This window comes from Pseudomonas sp. RGM 3321 (genome assembly GCF_022836805.1).
Classification (GTDB): Bacteria; Pseudomonadota; Gammaproteobacteria; order Pseudomonadales; family Pseudomonadaceae; genus Aquipseudomonas.
The window spans coordinates 80,511-99,877 of record NZ_JALHBH010000120.1 but is presented as its reverse complement, the minus strand read 5'-3'; the positions used below and the strand labels follow the sequence as shown (position 1 = coordinate 99,877).

The following is a 19,367-nucleotide window of genomic DNA, read 5'->3' as shown; positions in this document are numbered from 1 at the left end:
TTCAGCACCGACTGCCGGCTTGCGTCTGTCGAGGGAAATGGGGACAAGGCCCTGCTGAACAGCATGAATACGCTTCGACACGCTGCGCGACCGATGTCCCGGAATGCGGTGACAGACGCCCCCCGGCCATCAGTGTTTTTATTCTTGCGCGGTGCTGGAACGTGTTGGTCTGGCACCAAACAACGTGGATGTGAAGGGCTGAGGTCCAGGAGTTTATTCATGAGTCTTCAAGCTAACACTGCGCCCGTTTTCGCTGACGAACAGCAAGCGGATGCGCCAACGTGGCCCGACGGGGCCGCTGACCGCTCGGTGCGGCTGTCCCTGCTGGCTGCCGGCATCAGTTTGCCGATGGTCGTCGAGCCAATCGCTGACGGGCTCGACCCGGCTCAGTGGGCCAGCGAGCGACGCGAGGCGATTGAGGCATTGTTGTGTCGTCACGGCGCGGTGTTGTTTCGCGGGTTTGACCTGCCTTCGGTCGCTGCCTTCGAAGCATTTGCCGAGGCGCTGTCGCCTGGCCTGCACGGCACATACGGCGATCTTCCGAAGAAGGAAGGCGGGCGCAATGTCTATCGCTCAACGCCTTATCCCGAGCGCGAAATGATCCTTTATCACAACGAGAGTTCGCACCTGGAAAGCTGGCCTCGCAAGCAATGGTTCTTCTGTGAGAAGCCTTCGAAAGTGGGCGGGGCAACGCCGCTGGCGGACATTCGCCAAGTGCTCGCCTATCTGCCAAAAGAGGTGGTCGAGCGCTTTGAAAGCAAAGGCCTGCTTTACAGCCGCACCTTCACTGCCGGTATCGAGCCGAGCTGGGAATCGTTCTTCGGCACCTCTGAACGCAGCGTTATCGAGCAGCGTTGCCGCGAACAGGGTACGGACTTCGAATGGCTTGACGGCGACACACTGCAGCTTCGCACCCAGTGTCCGGCGGTAATCAGCCATCCGTTCACCGGCGAGCGTGGCTTTTTCAATCAGGTGCAATTGCATCACCCCTATTGCATGGGCGAAGAGCTACGCGAGGACCTGCTCGATATGTTCGGCCCCGACCGCCTGCCACGGTTGGTCAGCTATGGCGACGGCTCAGCCATCGAAGACTCGGTGATGGCCTTGATCGGCGATGCCTACGAGGCTTGCGCAGTGCGCTTCGACTGGCGCAAGGGCGATGTGGTGATGCTTGACAACATGCTCGTCGCCCATGCCCGAGACCCTTATGAAGAGCCCCGGCTGATCGTTGTAGCCATGGGTGAAATGACCGCTCGGGGCGATGTCTGGCAACCGGGCTGAATGATCGATCTCCAGTGATCCCGTCAGGGTTTTCAACCAGCGGCGCCCCGTGCGGGCTAATGCATCCAAGGACAGCAACCAATGAAAACCAAGCAAGAAAAGAAGGCCAGACCTGGCTCGATCATGCGTCTGTTATGGAACAGCCATCCCTGGCTGACGTTCTTTACGCTGGTGACCGGGATCATCAGCGGCATTGCGTCCATTGCCGTGGTCAATGTGATCAACCAGGCGATTCACGAGGAGACCTTTCAGCGTGAGTCGTTGTTCTGGTTCGTTGGCCTGAGCCTGGTTGCCCTGGTTTTCCGCAACGGTGCGTCGCTGTTTCCAGCCTACGCCAGCATGCGCATCATGACCCGTATGCGCATTGCCCTGTGCCGCAAGATCCTCGGCACGCCGCTTGAGGAAATCGACCGCCGTGGTGCGCCGAATGTGCTGACCCTGCTGACCAGTGATATGCCGCAACTCAACGCTACGCTGTTGGTCATGCCAACGATCCTGGTTGAGTCGGCGGTGTTCCTGTTCGGTATTGCCTACCTGGCCTACCTGTCCTGGGTGGTGTTTGCGATAACCATCTCGCTGATGGTGCTGGGCGTTGCAATGTACATGCTGTTTTTCATGGGTGGCATGAAGTTCACCCACAAGGTGCGCGACGAATTCACGGCCTTCAATGAATACACACACGCGCTTGTGTTCGGCCTCAAGGAACTGAAACTCAACGGTATTCGCCGCCGCTGGTTCAGCCGCTCGGCGATCCAGGAATCTTCGGTCCGGGTCGCGAAGTACAACTACATCGAACGGCTCTGGTTCACTGCCGCCGAAAACGTTGGCCAGTTGACCCTGTCGTTGCTGGTTGGCTGCCTGCTGTTCGCTGCGCCGATGTTCGCTGTTATCGATGCCAGGACCATGAGTGCCAGTGTGCTGGCGGTGCTGTACATCATGGGCCCGCTGGTGATGCTGGTCAGCGCCATGCCGATGCTGGCCCAGGGACGTATTGCCTGCACGCGACTGGCGGATTTCGGATTCTCCATCAACGAACCGCATCCAGAACCGGAAACCAGCGATGCCGACAATGTGCTGCTTCTCGATCACAAGAAGTCATGGGGCAGTATCCAGCTGAAGAACGTACACATGAACTACAAGGACCCGCAGAGCAGTTCCGGTTTTGCTTTGGGACCTATCGACCTGACGATCCACTCTGGTGAGCTGGTCTACATCGTCGGCGGCAACGGTTGTGGCAAAAGCACCCTGGCCAAAGTGTTCTGCGGCCTGTACATCCCGCAAGAGGGTCAGCTACTGCTCGACGGTACGGCGGTCACAGACGACTCGCGCGGCAACTATCGCGATCTGTTCTCGGCGGTGTTCTCTGACTTCCATGTGTTCAACCGATTGATAGGTCCTGACGAGAAAGAGCATCCCAGCACCGATCAGGCGCAGAAATACCTGTCGACTCTGGGCCTGGAAGAAAAGGTCAAGATCGAGGGACTTGGTTACTCGACCACCACGGACTTGTCATACGGCCAGCAGAAACGCCTGGCACTGGTTTGCGCCTACCTGGAGGACCGTCCGATTTACCTGCTGGACGAGTGGGCCGCCGACCAGGACCCGCCGTTCAAGCGTTTCTTTTACGAAGAATTGCTGCCGGACCTCAAACGTCGCGGCAAGACGATCCTGATCATTACTCACGACGATCAGTACTTCCAGTTGGCCGACCGCATCATCAAGTTGGCGGACGGTTGCATCGTCTCCGACGTGAAGTGCGCGGTTCAGGGCAAGCGCGCCTGATCTGAAGCGCTGTTCAACTTTCCAGGGACGATCCTTCACGAAATTGCATGAAGCCGGTTGCTCCCTGGCCACGACCTGACTAACGGCTGCCGCCGCCTTTTGCGCGCGGCGAGGCCGACCCTTTGCGAGAAGAAACGTATGGCATTTGCCCTGACCGCTGCCCAACGCAATATCTGGCTGGATCAGATGACCCAGGGCGACTCGCCGTTATACAACATCGGCGGCTATATTGAGATCGACGGCGCCGTCGATTCCGGGTTGTTCCAGCAGGCCGTGGACCTGTTGATTGAAAAACACGACGCTCTGCGCATGGTCCTGCTTGACGAGCGTGACGAGGAGGGCTTGCCGCTACAGGCCTTCGCCTCGAGCATGCCGATGCCGGTGACACCGATTGACCTGCAAGGGCAGGACGATCCGTTTCAGGCTGCCGAACGCTGGATGCAGCGTCAGCTTGAGCGTGCGTTCCGGCTCGATGGCGAACCGCTGTTCCGTATACATTTGCTCAAGCTCGAAGCACAGCGCTTCTACTGCATGATTTACGCCCACCACATTGCACTCGACGGCTGGGGCATCGACGGGCTCTGCGCGTCGCTCAGTAAGCTTTACAACGCGCTGCACGATCAGCACACGCCCGATCTGACGGCACCGTCCTATGTCGACTTCATCAAGGACGACAGCCAGTATCGCGGATCGCGACGTTTTGCCCTCGATCAAGCCTATTGGCTGGACAAGTACCGCGACATTCCCGAGCCCTTGCTGGTGCCACGCCCGCGTCCGGCTCAGATTCAGAACGAAGCACCAAGCCGCAGCGGCCACCTCAGCTACGGTCTGGCCCGTGACCTGGAACAGCAGATCGACGACCTGGCCCTGAGACTGAACGCCTCGTCGTTCCATGTTTTGCTGGCCGTGCTGTACGTGTACTTCACCCGCGCCTATCAGCGTGATGAACTGGTTATAGGCTTGCCGATCCTCAATCGCCCCAATGCCAGCTACAAAAAGACCCTTGGACTCTTTACCCAGCTCAGTTCAGTGCGTCTGAAATTCAGCGCCGACCTGCCGTTCGCCGAGCTGGTCCAGGGCATCTGCCGGGCGGTCAAGCAGGATTACCGCAGCCAGCGCTTTCCGGTCAGCGACCTCAACCGCCTGCTTGAGTTACGCCGTGCCGAGCGCACGCAACTGTTCGATCTGACGTTCTCCTATGAGCGCAACAATCACCTGCTGCGCTTCGGCCAGGCAACTGCCCACGCCGTCAAATCTTCGAACAATCACGAACAGACGCCGCTGGCCGTCCACCTGCGCACCAACGCTTACGAGGCTGAATCGCGACTGCACTACATCTACAACGAGGCGTATTTTCAGCACGACGAAATCGCCCCCCTTGCCGAGCGCATGCAGCATGTCATAGAGCAGGGGCTGGCGAACCCGCACCTGCCTGTGCACGGGTTCTCGCTGATCGGCAAGAGCGACACTTTGCAGATGCAGGCGTGGAATGCCGGTCAGCCCCATTTTGCCAATGACCTGACGATTCACCAGCAGTTTGAAGCTCGCGCCGCAGAACGCCCGGACGCCGCTGCACTGGTGTTCGAAGAGCAGACCCTGAGCTACGGCGAACTCAACGCGCGTGCCAATCAGGTGGCCCATCGTCTTTTGGCCTTGGGTGTACGCCCTGACGATCGCGTGGCCATCTGCGTCGAACGCGGCCCGGCAATGATTATCGGCTTGCTGGGCATCCTCAAATCCGGCGCCGGTTACGTGCCTCTGGACCCGGCTTACCCGCTTGAGCGTCTGGCCTACACCCTCGGCGACAGTGCGCCGGTAGCATTGTTGAGCCAGCAGTCAGTACAGTCGGCATTGCCGGTTTTAGATGTGCCGCTGATCTGTCTCGACGATGTCGACTTGCAGGACGAGCGCGCCTGCAATCCGCAGGTGTCGGTCAGGCCTAGCGACCTTGCCTACGTGATCTATACCTCCGGTTCCACCGGCCTGCCCAAGGGTGTGATGGTCGAGCATCGTAATGTTGCACGGCTGTTTTCGGCCACCGAAGAGTGGTTCGGCTTCAATGAACAGGACGTGTGGGCGCTGTTCCATTCGTTTGCCTTCGACTTCTCGGTCTGGGAAATCTGGGGCGCGCTGCTCCACGGCGGGCGCCTGTTGATCGTCCCGCAACTGGTCAGTCGCTCGCCCGAAGACTTCTATAACCTGCTGTGCAGCGCCGGGGTCACGGTGCTCAACCAGACGCCGAGTGCGTTCCGCCAACTGATTGCGGCCCAGGGCGACAAAGAGCAGGTGCATTCGCTGCGCCAGGTAATTTTCGGCGGTGAAGCGCTGGAAACAGCGATGCTCAAGCCGTGGTATGCCCGTAAAGTTAATGCCTCAACACAACTGGTTAACATGTACGGCATCACCGAAACTACGGTGCATGTGACCTATTACCCGCTGCAGCCCGAAGACGCCGAGCGAGTCGGCGCCAGCCCGATCGGCACGCGTATCCCGGACCTGCAGCTTTATCTGCTGGATGCCTATGGCCATCCGCTGCCACCGGGTGCAGTCAGCGAGTTGTACGTCGGCGGGGCAGGTGTGGCCCGTGGCTACCTCAATCGCGATGAATTGAACACGACGCGCTTTCTCGACGATCCGTTTGCCTCGGCGCCCGGTGCGCGGATGTACCGCTCTGGCGATCTGGGTCGCTGGTTGCCGGACGGCAGCCTGGAATACCTGGGGCGCAACGACGAACAGGTCAAGATTCGCGGTTTCCGTATCGAGCTGGGCGAGATCGAAGCCCGATTGAGTGCCTGCGAAGGCGTGCGTGACGCCGTGGTTGTGGTACGTGAAGACGAACCGGGCGACCAGCGTCTGGTGGCCTATGTCATCGGCACCGCGGGGCAGGAACCGGACGCTACCTGGTTGCGTGAACAGCTGCGTCTATCGCTGGCCGAGCACATGCTGCCGAGCGCTTTTGTCAGCCTGGAAAGTTTCCCGCTGACCGCCAACGGCAAGCTCGACCGCAAGGCTCTGCCGCTGCCCGCGGCCGAGGCCTTTGCCCGGCGCCAATACGAGGCACCGCAAGGTCTGACCGAAACCCGCCTGGCCGGGTTGTGGACCGAGTTGCTGGGCGTCGAGCAGGTAGGCCGTCATGACCAGTTCTTCGAACTGGGTGGGCATTCCATGCTGGCAGTGAAACTGATCGAACGCATGCGCGACGTCGGTCTGAATGCCGACGTGCGCGTACTGTTCGGCCAGCCGACCCTGGCCTCGTTGGCGGCCGCCAGTGGCAAGACCACAGACGTGCAGGTGCCAGCCAGCAGGATTCCCGCCGATTGCCAGCGTATAACGCCGAACATGCTGCCCCTGGCCCGGCTCACCCAGGCACAAATCGACCGTGTGGTCGCCGCAGTGCCGGGCGGGGTGAGCAACGTGCAGGATATCTATGGGCTGGTGCCGTTGCAGGAGGGCATCCTCTACCACCATTTGTCCAGTGGAGAGGGTGATCCGTACCTGTTGCAGGCGTTGTTGCGGTTCAATGGCTTCGAGCAGCTGCTGGACTTCACGGAGGCCTTGCAGCAAGTCATTGACCGTCACGACATTCTGCGCACGGCGGTAGCCTGGGAAGAGCTCGACGAGCCAGTGCAGGTGGTCTGGCGTCAGGCACGGCTGCGGGTCGAGGCGTTTTTGCCGCACCCGGACCAGGGTGATGTCGCGGCCCAGTTGCAGGCACAGTTCGATCCACGACGGATACGCATGGATCTGCATCAGGCACCGATGATGCGCCTGCACTACGCCGAAGATCCCGTCGACCATAGCTGGGTTGCGGTATTGCTGTTCCATCACCTGATCGATGATGCCACCTCGCTGGCCTTGCTGGGCGCAGAGATCGAGGCGTTCAGACAAGGACGCGGCAACCATCTGCCAGCGTCGGTACCGTATCGCAATCATGTGGCTCAGGCGCGATTGAGCATGAGCCGCGAGGAGCACGAAGCGTTTTTCCGCGACATGCTCGCCGATGTTGACGAGCCGACCCTGCCGTTCGGCCTGCAAGACGTGCAAGGCGACGGCAGCGGAGTGGACGAAGCCCTGTTGCCGGTTGACCCGGAGCTGGCCCGACGTCTTCGCGCCCATGCCCGGCGCCTGGGTGTCAGCAACGCGAGCCTGCATCACCTTGCGTGGGCACAGGTGGTAGGGCGCTTGTCTGGTCGTCAGGATGTGGTCTTCGGCACTGTGCTGCTAGGCCGCCTGCTCAGTGGTCAGGGCGCCGAACGAGCCTTGGGGATGTTTATCAATACCTTGCCATTGCGCGTCGCTGCCGGAGAGCAGGGCGTTGAGGCCGCTGTGCGCACCACCCACGCACGGTTGGCGGCGTTGGTCAGTCATGAGTATGCACCGTTGTCCCTGGCCCAGGGATGCAGCGGCGTGGCAGCACCGACACCGTTATTCAGTGCGCTGATGAACTACCGCCATGTCGCGGTCGGCGCCCAGACACCTCAACAGGCGGGGCAGACCAGAACCTGGGCCGGTGTCGAGGTGCTCGGCGGTGAAGAACGCACCAACTACCCATTATCGCTATCAGTGGACGACCTCGGCGAATCCTTCGGCCTGACCGTTCAGGCAGTAGCCGGAATCGGTGCCCGACGCATATGCGGTTACATGCACACCGTACTGGAGCAACTGGCCGACGCGCTGGACAGCCGGCCCGATGCTCCCTTGCACAGCCTCGACTGGTTGCCCGCGCACGAGCGTCGTCAATTGCTGGAGGACTTCAACGCGTTCGATCGCGACTACCCGCAAGACCTTCTGCTGCACCAACTGTTCGAGGCCCAGGCGGCTGCGCAACCGGATTCGGTGGCGGTCACCTACCAAGGCCAGCGCCTGAGCTACGCCGAGCTCAATCAGTGGGCCAACCAGATTGCCCATCGGTTGATCGCTGCAGGCGTTGGCGCTGATGACCGCGTAGCGATCTGTGTGGAACGCAGTCTGGAAATGATCGCCGGCCTGGTGGGCATTCTCAAGGCCGGCGCAGGCTACGTGCCACTTGACCCTTCCTACCCTGAAGAACGCCTGGCCTACATGCTCGAGGACAGCGCACCGAAAATGCTGCTGACCCAACGTGGTTTGCGCGAGCGCTTTGCGCAGGCCGCCATGCCGGTGCTGCTGCTGGAAGCTGACGCCCGCGCCGAGAACGGTATCGGCCGCGCGCCGGTGACCAATCCGCATCCCGCGGGGCTTGGCGCACAGCACCTGGCGTACCTGATCTACACCTCGGGCTCTACCGGTCAGCCCAAAGGCGTGGCCATGCCCCATGCGCCGCTGGTCAACCTGATGCAGTGGCAGATCGCTCAGAGTGTCGAGGACTCGCGCCCCAGGCAACGCACCTTGCAGTTCGCAGCACTGGGTTTTGATGTGGCCTTTCAGGAAATCTTCAGCACCTTGTGCGCAGGTGGCGAGCTGTCGCTGATCCACGCTGATACCCGACTGAATTTCCGCCGCCTGTTCGAGCATATCTGCGAGCAACGTATCGAACGCCTGTACATGCCGTGCATTGCCCTGCAGGCATTGGCCGAGGCCGTGGTCACCGAACCCGAACAGCCTGAGTGCCTGTTGCAGGACGTGATCACTGCGGGTGAACAACTGCGAATCACCGAACCGATGCGCCAGTTCTTCGCCCGTCTGAACGACGCTCGCCTGCATAACCACTACGGTCCGACCGAGTCCCATGTGGTCACGGCGCTGACCCTGGATGGCGACCCACAGACCTGGCCAACCTTGCCGAGCATTGGCCAGCCGGTGGCCAATACCCGCATTTACCTGCTCGACGAACACATGCGCCCGGTGCCGGTGGGCGTGGCAGGCGAACTGTACATCGGCGGTGCGTGTGTCGCGCGTGGCTACCTGAACCGCGATGACCTGACCACCGAACGCTTTATCGCTGATCCGTTTGCCGCCAGCGATGTCGGCAACCCACACGCGCGCCTGTACAAGACCGGCGACCTGGGTTGCTGGCAGGCCGACGGCAAGATCGTCTATCTGGGCCGTAACGACGATCAGATCAAGATCCGAGGTTTCCGTATCGAACTGGGCGAAATCGAGGCGCGTCTCGGTCAATTTACAGGCCTGCGCGATGCAGCGGTGCTGGCCCGCGAAGACGTTCCCGGTGAAAAGCGCCTGGTCGCTTATTTCAGCGTGCAGGCCGGGCAGGTTGTGCCCGAGGCCGACCAGATGCGTCTGCATTTACAGGCTCTGCTGCCTGATTACATGATCCCTGCAGCCTATGTACACCTGGAAAAACTGCCGGTCTCGCCCAACGGCAAGCTGGACCGCCGCGCACTACCGCAGCCATCAGCCGATGCCTTCGTCAGTCGCGACTATCAGGCCCCGATCGGCGACATCGAAACCACGCTGGCTGCGCTCTGGTGCGAAGTGCTGAGTGTGGAACGGGTCGGTCGGCAGGACCATTTCTTCGAGCTGGGCGGTCATTCGCTGCTGGCGGTGAAGCTGATCGAGCGCATGCGCCAGGTTGGCCTGAGTGCCGACGTTCGCGTCCTGTTCGGCCAGCCCACCCTTGCTGCACTGGCGGCGGCGGTGGGCGGCGGCATCGAGATCGAAGTGCCCGCCAATGGCATTCCCGAGGGCTGCAGGCACATCACCCCGGACATGCTGACCCTCACCGCGCTGGACCAGGCAAGTATCGAACGCATTGTCGCCGACATTCCCGGTGGCGCGGCGAACGTGCAGGACATCTACCCGCTGGCGCCGTTGCAGGAAGGCATTCTTTATCACCATCTCGCCGCGGAGCAGGGCGACCCCTATCTGCTGCAAGCAACCTTTGTCCTGCATGATCCGGCACACGTACGGCGCTTTGCCGAAGGCTTGCAGGCGATGATTGATCGCCATGACATCCTGCGCACGGCGCTGGTCTGGGAGGGTCTGGAACAACCGCTGCAAGTGGCTCTGCGCCGGGTCGAACTGTCGATGGAGCAGATCACCCTGGCCCAGGACGGCGGCGATATCGTCGCTCAGTTGCAACGCCGTTTTGATCCACGCGAGTACCGCCTCGATCTCAATCAGGCCCCGCTGATTCACCTGGCCTTTGCCGAGGACTCGGAGAACCAGCGCTGGGTGGCAATCCTGCTGTTCCACCACATTGCCCTTGACCACACCGCGCTGGACGTGATGAGCGTAGAAATGCTCGCCCACTTGCAAGGCACCGCAGCGCAACTGCCGGTAGCGATGCCTTACCGGAATTACGTGGGTCAGGCTCGTCTGGGCGTGAGTCGCAAGCAACACGAAGCGTTTTTCCGCGAGATGCTCGGTGATGTCGATGAACCGACCCTGCCATTCGGCCTGCGTGAAGTGCAGGGTGACGGGCAGGGTATCAAGGAGGTTCGCCACGCTCTTCCGGCTGATCTGTGTCAGCGTCTGCGTACTCAGGCGCGGCAACTGGGGGTGAGTGCAGCCAGCCTGCATCACCTGGCCTGGGCGCGAGTGCTGGGCAGCGCCAGCGGACGTGAAGACGTGGTCTTCGGCACTGTGTTGCTGGGACGCATGCAAAGTGGCCTGGGTGCTGACCGCGCCCTGGGGATGTTCATCAACACCTTGCCGCTGCGGGTCGATGTCGGTAACTGCGCCGTGCGTCAGGCCGTGCGTCAGACCCACGCCCGATTGACCGCATTGCTCGGCCACGAACATGCGCCGTTGGTGCTGGCGCAACGCTGCAGTGCGGTGGACGCAGCGTCGCCGCTGTTCAGCGCGTTGCTCAACTATCGCCACAGCCCGGCACGTGAAGCCAGCGGTGGCGATCGTTGGGCGGATACCCAGGTGCTCGGCGTACTCGAACGGACCAATTACCCGTTGACCCTGTCGGTGGACGATCAAGGCGAAGGCTTCCTGTTGAACGTACAGGTAGCAGCCGGCTTCGATGGCCAGCGGATCTGCGACTACATGCAGACCGCCCTGAGCCATCTGGTTCAAGCCCTTGAATCCGCGCCGGACTCAGCAGTGCGCGATCTGCCGGTGGTGCCGGAAGCCGAACGGATGGAGCTGCTGGTGGCGTTCAACGACACCGCGCGGGACTATCCGCAGCAACATACCGTGCATGGCCTGTTTGAAGCTCAGGTGCGGGCGTTCCCCGAGGCTTGTGCGGCAATCCACGACGGCGTTGCAGTGAGCTATGCCCAACTCAACACTCGGGCCAACCGTCTGGCGCGGCATCTGCTGGGTCTTGGCGTGCAGCCGGGCGACAGCGTGGCGACTTTGCTGGAGCGCAGCCGCGACCTGCTCGCCAGTCAACTGGCAGTGCTCAAGTGCGCGGCGGTGTATGTGCCGCTGGACATCAATGCACCGGTCGAGCGTCAGGCGTTCATGGTCGAGGACAGTCAGGCGCGTGTACTGCTCACCCACAGCCACGTTTCGCTGGCAACTGCGGCACAACGTGTCGATCTCGATGGTTTGACCCTGAGTGATCTGAAAGACACTGATCTGGCGTTGCCGCAGTCAAGCGAAAGTGTTGCCTACATCATGTACACCTCTGGTTCGACGGGTGTTCCGAAAGGTGTGCTGGTGCCGCATCGGGCCATAAGCCGTTTGGTGATCAACAACGGTTATGCCGATTTCAACGCTCAGGACCGCGTGGCGTTCGCTTCCAACCCTGCGTTTGACGCCAGCACGCTGGATGTCTGGGCACCGCTGCTCAATGGCGGCTGTGTGGTGGTGATCGGGCAGAACGCCTTGCTGTCTCCGCGCGACTTCCAGCGTCTGCTGCTGGAGCAATCGGTAACCGTGCTATGGATGACCGCCGGTTTGTTCCATCAATACGCCTCGGGGCTGGGCGAGGCTTTTTCGCGCCTGCGCTACCTGATTGTCGGCGGTGATGTGCTGGACCCTGCTGTCATAAGCAGAGTATTGGCAAACAGTGCACCGCAACACCTGCTTAATGGCTATGGCCCGACCGAGGCGACGACCTTTTCCGCGACCTGCGAGATTACTTCGGTCGGCAATGGCTCGATTCCTATTGGTAAACCCGTGGGCAACAGCCGCCTGTATGTGCTCGATAGCCAAGGCCAACACGTGCCGTTGGGCGTGCCCGGCGAGCTGTATATCGGCGGGCAGGGTGTCGCCAGGGGTTATTTGAATCGGGATGAACTGACCCTTGAGAAATTCGTTGCCGACCCGTTCGACAGCGACCCACAGGCACGCTTGTACCGCACCGGCGACCTGGTTCGCTGGCGTGCCGACGGTAATCTGGAATATCTGGGTCGCAATGATGATCAGGTGAAAATCCGTGGTTTCCGTGTTGAACCGGGTGAAATCGAGGCACGCCTGGCCGAACACGTCGATGTACGCGAGGCCGTGGTGCTGTGCCGTCAGGATGTGCCGGGCGACAAGCGTCTGGTGGCTTATGTCACGGCGCGGCAGCCTGTCGACATCGAACAACTGCGCAGCCATCTGCAAGGATTGTTGCCAGACTACATGGTGCCTGCGGCCTACGTGCAGCTCGATGCGCTGCCGCTGACCGCCAACGGCAAGCTAGACCGCAAGGCACTGCCGGCGCCGGATGCGCAATCGCTGATCAGCCGTGGCTATGAAGCCCCTCAAGGTGAAGTCGAGACCCTGTTGGCGTCGATCTGGGCCGACGTGCTCCAGGTCGAGCAGGTAGGGCGTCATGATCATTTCTTCGAACTGGGCGGCCACTCGTTGCTCGCGGTGAAGCTGATCGAGCGCATGCGTCAGGTCGGCCTGAGTGCCGATGTCCGTGTGCTGTTCAGCCAGCCTACTCTGGCGGCGCTGGCAGCGGCAGTCGGCGGCGGAACGGAAGTTGTAGTGCCGGCCAACCTGATTCCAGAATGTTGCGAACACATCACCCCGGACTTGCTGCCGCTGATGAGTCTGACCCAGGCGCAGATCGACCTGGTGGCTGCCAGCGTGCCGGGCGGCATGGCGAACGTGCAGGATATTTATCCACTGGCGCCTTTGCAGGCCGGGATTCTCTATCACCACATCAGCGCCGAAGAGGGTGACCCCTACACCTTGAAAGCGTTGTTCGGGTTATGTGACCGGGCGCGCCTGGACGATTTCAGCGGCGCTCTGCAAGGCGTGATCAATCGCCACGACATCCTGCGCACCGCCGTGCTGTGGGAAGGTCTCGACGAGCCGGTGCAGGTGGTGCTGCGCAGGGCCGAACTGCCAGTCACCGAGCTGTTCCTCGACCCGGCGGACGGCCCGGTCGATGAGCAATTGCACCAGCGCTTCGATCCTCGGCATTACCGCCTCGATGTGCGTCAGGCGCCACTGATGCAGATTGTCTTCAGCCACGACCCGCTCAACGACCGCTGGCTGGCAATGCTGCTGTTTCACCACATGGTCAACGACGCCACCTCGCTGCAGGTAGTGCTGCATGAAGTTCAAGCGCACCTGCTTGGCCAGAGCGCAGTCTTGGGTGAGCCAGTGCCGTATCGCAACTATGTTGCCCAGGCTCGTCTGGGTGTCAGTGAGGCACAGCACGAAGCGTTCTTCCGCGACATGCTCGGCGATATCGACGAACCGACACTGCCGTTCGGCTTGCAGGACGTGCAGGACGGTGGCCGCGACATCGAAGATGCCTGTGTGACCCTGACCACAGAACTGAACCAGCGTCTGCGGGGTCAGGCCAGGCAGGCGGGCGTCAGCGCCGCGAGCCTGATGCACCTGGCCTGGGCGCGGGTGCTGGGCAGTGTCTCGGCCCGCGAGCAGGTGGTGTTCGGTACGGTACTGCTGGGCCGTATGCAGGCCGGTGATGGAGCCGACCGCGCCCTGGGCATGTTCATCAACACCTTGCCGCTGCGCGTCGATGTCGGCGCGAAAGCGGTGGTCGAGGGATTAAAAGCAACTCACGAGCAACTGACGGCCTTGCTGGGCCATGAACATGCGCCGCTGGTACTTGCCCAACGCTGCAGCGGTGTCGCTGCACCGGCCCCTCTATTCAGCGCGTTGCTCAACTACAGGCACATGGCAGCGACCCAAGTGACAGCGCAGCATAAAGCCGCCTGGCAAGGGATCGAGACCTTCAACGCCAAGGACAACACCAATTACCCCCTGACCCTGAACATCGACGATGCAGGCGATGGTTTCCGGTTGTCAGTGCTGGTCACTGCCCGGATCGGTGCGCAACGTCTGTGCGATTACATGCAGGCGGCGATTGAGCAACTCGTTCATGCGCTGGAGCAAACGCCTGCGGCGCCACTGAACAGCCTGTCGATTCTGCCAGCGGCGGAGCGTCAGCAGGTACTGGTCGGTTTTAACGCCACGGCTACCGATTCACCACAGCAAATGACCGTGCATGCGCTATTCGAGGCTCAGGCACAGCGCACACCCGAGGCCGCTGCGGTGGCGCATGATACGACGACGCTGAATTACTACGAGCTGAATGTTCAGGCCAACCGTCTGGCGGCAAAACTCCTGGAGCTGGGCGTGCAGCCGGGGGACAGCGTAGCGCTGCTGTTGCCACGTTCCATCGACCTCGTGCTCAGCCAACTCGCAGTGCTCAAATGTGCGGCCATCTACGTGCCGTTGGACATCAATGCACCGCGTGAGCGTCAGACCTTCATGGTGCAAGACAGCCAGGCGGTACTGGTTCTGACCTACAGCACTGAAACCCTGGATCCGGGCATGCGGCGTCTGGATCTGGACACCCGGCCAGCGAGCACGGCACCGGCAGACAACCCCGATCGGCCGACCTGCGCCGATTCTGTGGCCTACATCATGTACACCTCCGGCTCGACCGGCACGCCAAAAGGTGTGCTGGTGCCGCACCGTGCCATCAGCCGTTTGGTGATCGACAACGGCTACGCCGACTTCAACGGGCAGGATCGTGTGGCTTTCGCCTCCAACCCGGCCTTCGACGCCAGCACCCTGGATGTCTGGGCGCCACTGCTCAACGGCGGCTGCGTGATCGTGGTCGAGCAGTCGGTATTACTCTCGCAGGAGGCATTCCGGGCGCTGTTGCTGGCGCAGTCGGTCAGCGTGCTGTGGCTCACCGCAGGCCTGTTTCATCAATACGCCGACGGCCTGATGGAGGTGTTTTCCGACTTGCGCTACCTGATTGTGGGCGGCGATGTGCTGGACCCAGCGGTCATCACCAGAGTTCTGGCACAAGGCGCACCACAACATCTGCTCAACGGTTACGGCCCGACCGAGGCCACGACCTTTTCCACGACCTACGAGATTACTGCGGCGGACCACGGTGGCATTCCGATCGGCCGGCCGATTGCCAACAGCCAGGTTTACGTCCTCGATGCCTTGCGTCAACCGGTGGCGGTGGGCGTGCCCGGCGAGCTGTACATAGGCGGGCAGGGCGTGGCCAGGGGTTACTTGAACCGCGATGAATTGAGCGCCACACAGTTTGTCGCCGATCCATTCAGCGAGCATGACGACGCGCTGATGTACCGCACCGGCGACCTGGGACGCTGGAGGGCCGACGGCAATCTGGAATACCTGGGCCGTAACGACGGTCAGGTGAAAATTCGCGGTTTCCGTATTGAACTGAGTGAAATCGAGGCCGTTCTGGCCACGCACCTTGCGGTACATGAAGTAGTGCTGCTGGCACGACAGGACGCAGGAGAAAAGCGCCTGGTGGCCTATTTCACCCAGCGTGAGCCACAGCAAACGCTGGAAATCGAAACCCTGCGTAACCATCTGCAATCGCGCCTGCCGGACTACATGGTGCCCGCAGCTTATGTGCGCCTCGATGCGCTGCCACTGACAGCCAACGGCAAGCTGGACCGCAAAGCGCTGCCCGTACCGGATGCGCAGGCATTGGTCAGCCGTGGCTACGAAGCACCGCAAGGCGAAGTGGAAAACCTGCTGGCGACGATCTGGGCCGACGTGCTCAAAGTCGAGCAGGTCGGTCGACATGACCATTTCTTTGAACTGGGCGGGCACTCGCTGCTGGCGGTGACGCTGATCGAGCGAATGCGTCAGATCGGCCTGAGTGCCGACGTTCGCGTGCTGTTCGGCCAGCCGACTCTCGCCGCGCTGGCTGCGGCTGTAGGTGGCGGAAGTGAAATAACAGTCCCGGAAAATGTCATCCCGGACAACTGCACGCGCATCACTCCAGAGCTTTTGCCGCTGGCCGAACTCGATCAAGCCGCTATCGACCGTATTGTCGCCAGCGTGCCGGGTGGCGTAAGCAATGTGAAGGACATCTACCCGCTGGCACCTTTGCAGGAGGGGATCCTCTACCACCATCTGGCCGCAGAACAAGGCGACCCTTACGTCCTGCAAACGGTATTCGAGGTCGCCGATCGCGAGCGCTTGAACGCGTTTATCGACGCCCTGCAAAGTGTGATCGACCGTCACGACATCCTGCGTACCGCAGTGCTCTGGCAGGGGTTGGAAACACCGATGCAGGTGGTCTGGCGGCAGTCCAGACTGCATCTGGAACAGGTCGAACTCGACGCGGTCGAGGGCCCGATCATGGACCAGTTGCAACAGCGCTTCGACCCTCGCCATTCGCGACTGGACATGAGCCAGGCACCATTGCTGCGCCTGGCCTTCGCCGAAGACTCGCCCAACCAGCGTTGGGTGGCAATATTGCTGTTCCATCACATGATTCTCGACCATACGGCGATGGAAGTTGTGCTGCATGACATGCAGGCACACCTGCTGGGCCAGACCGGCCAGCTCGACGTCGCCATTCCATATCGCAACTACGTGGCCCAGGCCCGTCTGGGCGTGAGCCGCGAGGCCCATGAAGCGTTTTTTCGCGAACTGCTGGGGGACATAGACGAACCGACGCTGCCGTTCGGCCTGCTGGATGTGCAGGGCGACGGCCGCGATATCGAAGACAGCAGCCTGACACTGGACGCTCAGCTCAATCTGCGCCTGCGTGCCCAGGCCCGCCAGTTGGGAGTAAGTACCGCGAGCCTGGTGCATCTGGCGTGGGCTCAGGTGTTGGGCAAGGTATCGGGCAGGCAAACAGTGATATTCGGCACTGTGCTGATGGGCCGCATGCAGAGTGGCGAAGGTGCCGACCGGGCGTTGGGGATGTTCATCAATACTTTGCCGCTGCGCGTCGATCTGGCCGGGCAGGGTACACGGGACGGGGTGCGGGCGACCCATGCCCGGCTCACTGCGTTGCTCGGCCACGAACACGCGCCGTTGGTGCTCGCGCAGCGTTGCAGCGGTGTGGCGGCGCCATTGCCACTGTTCAGTTCGCTGCTCAACTACCGTCACAGTGCCGTGGCAGAGCCCTCAGACGAGTCAATTGCGGCCTGGCGCGGTATCGAAGTACGCAGTGGCGATGAGCGCACCAATTACCCGTTGACCTTGAACGTCGATGACCTGGGCGACGGTTTCAAGTTGTCGGTGCTGGTGACCGACAAGGTCGGTGCCGGGCGAGTGTGCGGATATATGCAGACTGCGCTGGAAAATCTGCTGGTTGCGCTGGAACAATCACCGGACACTGCCCTCGACAGCCTGTCGGTTCTGCCTGCTGCCGAGCGCGAGCAGTTGCTGGAGCAGTTTAACGATACTGCTCTGGATTTCCCGCGGCAGCAGACCATTCATGGCTTGTTCGAAGCACAAGTGGAGCGCACACCGGAGGCGCTGGCAGTGGTCCACGGCGAACAGCGCCTGACTTATCGCCAGCTTAACGAACAGGCCAACCGTTTGGCACATGCCTTGCTCAAGCAGGATGTGCAGCCGGATTCGCGGGTCGGTATCTGCGTTGAGCGCGGCATGGAGATGGTCGTCGGCTTGCTGGCGATCCTCAAGGCGGGCGGCGGTTATGTACCGCTGGACACGGCTTATCCAGCGGAACGTATTGCTTACATGTTGCAGGACAGCGCTCCGGCTGCCGTGCTGGCGCAGTCGGCAACTGAAGCGCTGCTGGCCGATGTTTCGGTGCCCGTCATCAATCTTGATCGGAGCAACTGGCAGGACCAATCCGCCCAGAATCCGCAGGTGCCTGGGCTGACTTCGGCGCACCTGGCGTACCTGATCTACACCTCAGGTTCGACCGGTCTGCCGAAAGGCGTGATGATCGAGCACCGCAACACCGTGAACTTCCTGACCTGGGCGCACACGGCTTTCGATGCTGGCCAAAACAATTCGGCGCTGGAAAAAACGCTGTTCTCCACCTCATTGAACTTCGACCTCGCAGTCTATGAGTGCTTCGCGCCACTGACTTCGGGCGGAAGCATCGCGGTAGTTAAAAACGTTCTGGAACTGCAACACGGCGAACACGATATCGGCCTGATCAACACCGTGCCATCGGCGCTCAAGGCCTTGTTGGGAGTCAATGGCTTGCCAACATCGGTCCACACGGTAAACGTTGCTGGTGAAGCGCTGAAACGCAGCCTGGTAGAAAACCTGTTCGAAAAAACCGGCGTGCAGCGGCTGTGCAACCTCTACGGCCCATCCGAAACGACCACCTATTCAAGCTGGGTGGCGATGGATCGTGAAGACGGCTTCGCTGCACACATCGGCAAACCAGTGGGCAATACGCAGTTCTACCTGCTGGATGAGCAGCAACAGCCCGTGCCACTGGGTGTGGCGGGAGAGATCTACATCGGCGGCGCTGGCGTGGCCCGTGGCTACCTGAACCGCGACGACCTGACTGCCGAACGCTTCCTCAAAGACCCATTCAGCCAGCTGCCAGCGGCACGCATGTACCGCACCGGCGACCTTGGCCGTTATCTGCCAGATGGCAATATCGAATACCTCGGCCGTAACGACGATCAGGTGAAAATCCGCGGCTTCCGTATCGAGCTCGGCGAGATCGATGCGCGTCTGGCCAAACACCCGGCCGTCCATGAAGCGGTGGTTACCGCCCGTGAAGACGTCCCTGGTGAAAAACGTCTGGTGGCGTATTACACGGTCCGATCCGCGCAAGCAGAACCGGAACCGGCCATCGACAGTCTGCGCGGCTGGCTGCTAGGGCAATTGCCGGCCTATATGGTCCCGGTGGCTTACGTGCATCTCGACGCATTGCCTCTTACGCCCAACGGCAAGCTCGACCGCAAGGCGCTGCCTGCGCCGAGCGAGGGCGCGTTGATCAGCCGCGGCTATGAAGCCCCACAAGGCGAGAGAGAAATACTGATCGCAGAGATATGGCAAGACTTGCTGGGTGTCACTCAGGTTGGACGGCATGACCACTTTTTCGAACTGGGCGGCCACTCGCTGCTTGCTGTGAGCCTGATGGAGCGCATGCGCCAGGAAGGCCTGGATGCGGAAGTCAAGTCACTGTTCGAGCACCCGACCCTTTTGGAATACGCGGCAACAACGGAAAGAATGGAGATTGTTCTGTGAGCATGGTCGAACTGTTGGCATTACTGAAA

General features: G+C 61.2%; 3 protein-coding genes. All 3 read left to right on the top strand.

The window, feature by feature from the left end; translation table 11 throughout:
• Window positions 1-219: 219 nt before the first annotated feature.
• The 3 genes from RGM3321_RS24240 to sypA all read left to right on the top strand — a co-directional run bounded on the left by RGM3321_RS24240 (window position 220) and on the right by sypA (window position 19,338).
• On the top strand, window positions 220-1,281 hold the full coding sequence (locus tag RGM3321_RS24240; RefSeq protein ID WP_244395143.1) for a TauD/TfdA family dioxygenase: 1,062 nt from the start codon (window positions 220-222) through the stop codon (window positions 1,279-1,281).
• A gap of 81 nt (window positions 1,282-1,362) precedes the next feature.
• A complete protein-coding gene (syrD, locus tag RGM3321_RS24235; protein ID WP_244395142.1) occupies window positions 1,363-3,063 on the top strand; it encodes a cyclic peptide syringomycin export ABC transporter SyrD in 1,701 nt (566 codons plus the stop codon).
• Between the two features lie 138 nt (window positions 3,064-3,201).
• Window positions 3,202-19,338 (top strand): syringopeptin non-ribosomal peptide synthetase SypA, encoded by a 16,137-nt coding sequence (sypA, locus tag RGM3321_RS24230; protein ID WP_244395141.1) that lies wholly within the window; start codon window positions 3,202-3,204, stop codon window positions 19,336-19,338.
• Window positions 19,339-19,367 lie beyond the last annotated feature (29 nt).

Bases quoted from the DNA above. Each gene is read 5' to 3' on its own strand.
- RGM3321_RS24240 (WP_244395143.1), top strand. From the start codon at position 220: ATGAGTCTTCAAGCTAACACTGCGCCCGTTTTCGCTGACGAACAGCAA.
- syrD (WP_244395142.1), top strand. From the start codon at position 1,363: ATGAAAACCAAGCAAGAAAAGAAGGCCAGACCTGGCTCGATCATGCGT.
- sypA (WP_244395141.1), top strand. From the start codon at position 3,202: ATGGCATTTGCCCTGACCGCTGCCCAACGCAATATCTGGCTGGATCAG.